The 4144-nt window shown below is 65.3% G+C and carries 3 protein-coding genes; all 3 read left to right on the top strand.

Going from position 1 to position 4144, the window contains the following annotated elements; translation table 11 throughout:
- Positions 1-226: 226 nt before the first annotated feature.
- On the top strand, positions 227-1312 hold the full coding sequence (locus tag V7Q39_RS19645) for an ABC transporter permease (protein WP_333818301.1): 1086 nt from the start codon (positions 227-229) through the stop codon (positions 1310-1312).
- 13 nt (positions 1313-1325) lie between these two features.
- Complete coding sequence (locus V7Q39_RS19640; protein WP_333818300.1) at positions 1326-2771, top strand: ABC transporter permease; 1446 nt, start codon at positions 1326-1328, stop codon at positions 2769-2771.
- A 4-nt stretch (positions 2772-2775) separates the two neighbouring features.
- The coding region (locus tag V7Q39_RS19635) for an ABC transporter ATP-binding protein (protein ID WP_333818299.1) at positions 2776-4144 on the top strand (1369 nt) is incomplete at its 3' end.

The raw sequence follows: 4144 nt of genomic DNA, 5'->3' as shown, positions 1-4144 counted from the left end.
AGCAGGGCGTGCTGATCCAGCCCTACTGGCGCTCGCTCTTCCGCCACACCGATCCGAAAGTGGGCGGCTGCGAAATGCACGCGACCTTCGAGCACCACCAGTACAAGTGGCACTGGACTGCCTGAGGTTCCAAGCCCCGTCCGCCTGACGGGCGGGGCTTCCTTCCGCACAGCCGTCGCGTGGGGCCTGCTGTCCCACCTGCCCTGCCCATCGGGAAGGATGAGCCATGCTTATTTTCGTACTGCGCCGCATCGGCGTGATGATCCTCACGGCCTTGGTGCTGACCTTCGTGGTCTTCTACCTGACCAACCTGCCGCCAAACCTGGAAAAGCTCGCAAAATCCGAGGCTTCGGCCCGGATGACCGACGCGCAGGTCGACAGCTGGCTGGCCTCTAACGGTTTTGCGCAATCCACGCTGGTGCGCTACGGCGAGTGGCTGGGCGTGCTGCCCGGCTGGACCGGAACCACCGCCGACGGCAAGGCGACGGGGCGCTGCCTGAACCGCATCCCGGCGGGCCAGACTCCGCCCTCCTACTGCGGCGTCCTGCAGGGCAACTGGGGCTGGTCCACCGTCTTCAAGCAGCCGGTCAGCGAGGTGCTGGCGCGCAGCCTGGGCCATACCGGCTGGCTGATGCTCTGGGTGATGATCGTGATGGTGCCGACCTCGCTGATCCTCGGCGTGCTGTCTGGCATGCGCGAGGGGTCGCGGACCGACCGGGTGCTGTCCACCTTCGCCATCGCCACCACCGCGACGCCGGAATATGTCTCGGGCGTCATTTTCATCGCGCTTTTCGCCAGCGCTACGGCGGGCATCTCGCCCTGGCTGAACGAGATGGGCTGGATCGAGGGCAAGACCCTGTTCCAGGGCACCGCCACATCCGCCATGAACGGGCTCACCTTCTGGAACTTCGGCCTGCCGGTGATGACCATCGCGCTTTACGGCATCGGCTATATCGCCCGTATGACCCGCGCCTCGATGACCGAGGTGATGACCCAGCAATATATCCGCACCGCAAGGCTGAAGGGCGTCCCCTTTCGCACCGTGGTGATGAAACACGCGCTGCGGAACGCGCTGATCGCCCCCTTTACGGTGATCATGCTGCAGTTCCCCTGGCTTTTGAACGGCGTGGTCATCGTGGAGACGCTGTTCAACTACAAGGGCTTCGGCTGGACCCTGGTGCAGGCCGCCGGCAACAACGACATCAACATGCTGCTGGCCTGTTCGGTGGTGGCCGTCTTCGTGGTGCTGGTGACGCAGCTGATCTCGGACATCGGCTATGTCTTCCTGAACCCGCGCATCCGTCTGGCCTGAGGAGGAAAGAAGCATGGAAAACCTCAGCTGGACCGGCGCAACTGGCCCATTCCTCGTCCCGGTCATCACCATTGCCGCCGTCGTGCTGGCCGTGGCGGTGGCCGGGCGCATCCTTGTCTCGCTGGCCGCCTGGGCAACCGGGACCGCGGCGCAGACCGCCTCCGGCCCCGTGCTCATGGCGCGGCCCCGGGGCCTGGGCAGAACGCTCGACCTGGTGGCCCAGGTGGCGATCGGGTTGATCCTGCTCGCGATCCTCCTGATCGCGCTGGCGGGCTTCATCCTGCCCGTGCAGTCGAAGGGCATCATCGGATGGGCAACCCTGCGGTTCTGGCCGGTCTGGGCCGCGCTGATCGTGACCTTCACCCTGTCGATCCGCTTCAAGCGCAGGCTCGGCCTCTACGGCAAGCTGATGGACAGCCCCGTCGGCATGGTCGGGCTCGGCATCGTGCTCTTCTGGGTCTTCACCGCGATCTTCGCATCGGCGATCATCACCCAGGACCCGCTGGGACAACTGTCGGGGATGAAGAACGTCATGCCCGGCTCAGTGGTCAAGAACCCGACCGAGGGCGCCTTTGCCTGGTATCTCTTCGGCGGCGACCACCTGGCCCGCGACGTCTTCAGCCGGATGGTGATGGGCGCGCAGCGCGTCCTGCAGATCGCCCCCGCCGCCACGGTCTTTGCCTTCATGGTCGGCGTGACGCTGGGCCTGCCCGCCGGGTATTTCGGCGGCAAGCTGGACACGCTGCTGTCCTTCCTCGCCAACCTCGTCCTCGCCTTCCCGGTGATCCTGCTGTTCTACCTGCTGGTCACGCCCGAGATGGTGCAGACCGGCATCCCGATGTATTTCGCTGCGGTGCTCTTCCTCTTCCCGGTGATCTTCTTCGCGGTCCTCTTCAACTCGCGCTTCAAGACCAACCCGCCGCGGCGCAACCTCTATGTCGGCGTGACGCTGCTTCTGGGTCTCTGGGCCTACACCGGCCTTGCCTTCAACGCCGATCCCATCCGCTACCTGATCGGCCGGCCGATCTTCTCGATGGACCCGAACATGCTGAACGTCTTCGTGTCGGTGGTCTTCGTGAACTCGCCCGGTGTGTTCCGCATCGTCCGGGGTCTGGTGATGGACATCAAGGCGCGCGACTACGTGGCGGCGGGGCAGACCCGCGGCGAAAGCCCCTGGTATATCATGCTGTGGGAAATCCTGCCCAATGCCCGCGGGCCGCTGATCGTCGACTTCTGCCTCAGGATCGGCTATACCACCATCCTGCTCGGCACGCTGGGCTTCTTCGGCCTCGGCGTCTCGCCCGAAAGTCCGGACTGGGGGTCCACCATCAACGCGGGCCGCAAGCTCCTGTCGATGTTCCCCCACCCTGCGGTGGTGCCCGCCGTGGCACTGATGAGCCTCGTCCTCGGCCTGAACCTCCTTGCCGACGGATTGCGCGAAGAAAGCCTGAAGGATTGATGCCATGCCAGCTTCCGCCAGCGACACCCCCTGGGAACCCTCGCAACCGATCCTGGAGATCGAGCACCTCTCGATAAGCTTCTTCACCCGCCTGCGCGAGATTCCGGCGGTGATGGATTTCTCCTGCTCGGTCATGGCGGGCGAGGCGATGGGGCTGGTCGGCGAATCCGGCTGCGGCAAATCCACCGTCGCGCTGGCGGTGATGCGCGAGCTGGGCAAGACCGGCCGCATCGTCGCGGGCTCGATGAAGTTCAAGGGCCGCGACCTGGCGCGGATGAGCGACGAGGAGTTGCGCCATATCCGCGGCTCCGAGATCGCCATGATCTATCAGGAGCCGATGGCCAGCCTGAACCCGGCGATGAAGGTCGGCGCGCAGCTGGCCGAGGTGCCGATGCTGCACTCCGGCATGTCGAAGGCTGACGCCTGGGCACTTGCCCGCCAGATCGTCGCCGACGTGCGCCTGCCCGACCCCGACCGGATCATCAATTCCTATCCTCACCAGCTGTCGGGCGGCCAGCAGCAGCGCATCGTCATCGCCATGGCGCTGATGGCGAAGCCCGCGCTCCTGATCCTGGACGAGCCGACCACGGCGCTGGACGTGACGGTCGAGGCCGGGATCGTCGATCTGGTGAAGGATCTGGGCGAGAAATACGGCACCTCGATGCTGTTCATCAGCCACAACCTTGGTCTGGTGATGGATGTCTGCGACCGCATCTGCGTGATGTATTCCGGCGAGGCGGTCGAGACCGGCAATGTCGAACAGGTCTTCGACGAGATGCGCCACCCCTATACCCAGGCGCTCTTCCGCTCGATCCCGCTGCCGGGCGCCGACAAGAACGCCCGGCCGCTGATCTCGATCCCGGGCAACTTCCCCCTGCCCCACGAACGCCCACCGGGCTGCAACTTCGGACCCCGCTGCGACTATTTCCAGCAGGGCCGCTGCGACGCCGCCGAAGTGCCGATGTTCCCGGTCCCGGACAGCGACCGGCACGAGACCCGCTGCTTCCGCTGGAACGAGATCGACTGGACCGCCCCTCCCGCTGCGCGCGAGGTGAAGGAAAAGGCTCAGGTCGGCCGCGTCGTCCTGAAGATGGAGGACCTGCGGAAATACTACTCCGTCTCCGGCGGCACCTTCGGCGGCGGCACCAAGAAGGTGGTCAAGGCGAACGAGACCCTGTCCTTCGAGGCCCGCGAAGGCGAGACGTTGGCCATCGTCGGCGAATCGGGCTGCGGCAAGTCGACCTTCGCCAAGGTGCTGATGGGGCTGGAGACCGCGACCTCCGGCTCGATCATGCTGTTTGACGAAAACGTGCAATCGACCCCGATCCAGAAGCGCAACACCGACACCGTCAGCCAGGTGCAGATGGTGTTCC

The sequence above is a fragment of the Tabrizicola sp. genome (assembly GCF_036781545.1).
GTDB lineage: Bacteria > Pseudomonadota > Alphaproteobacteria > Rhodobacterales > Rhodobacteraceae > Tabrizicola.
This window is presented reverse-complemented; position numbering and strand designations above follow the sequence as displayed.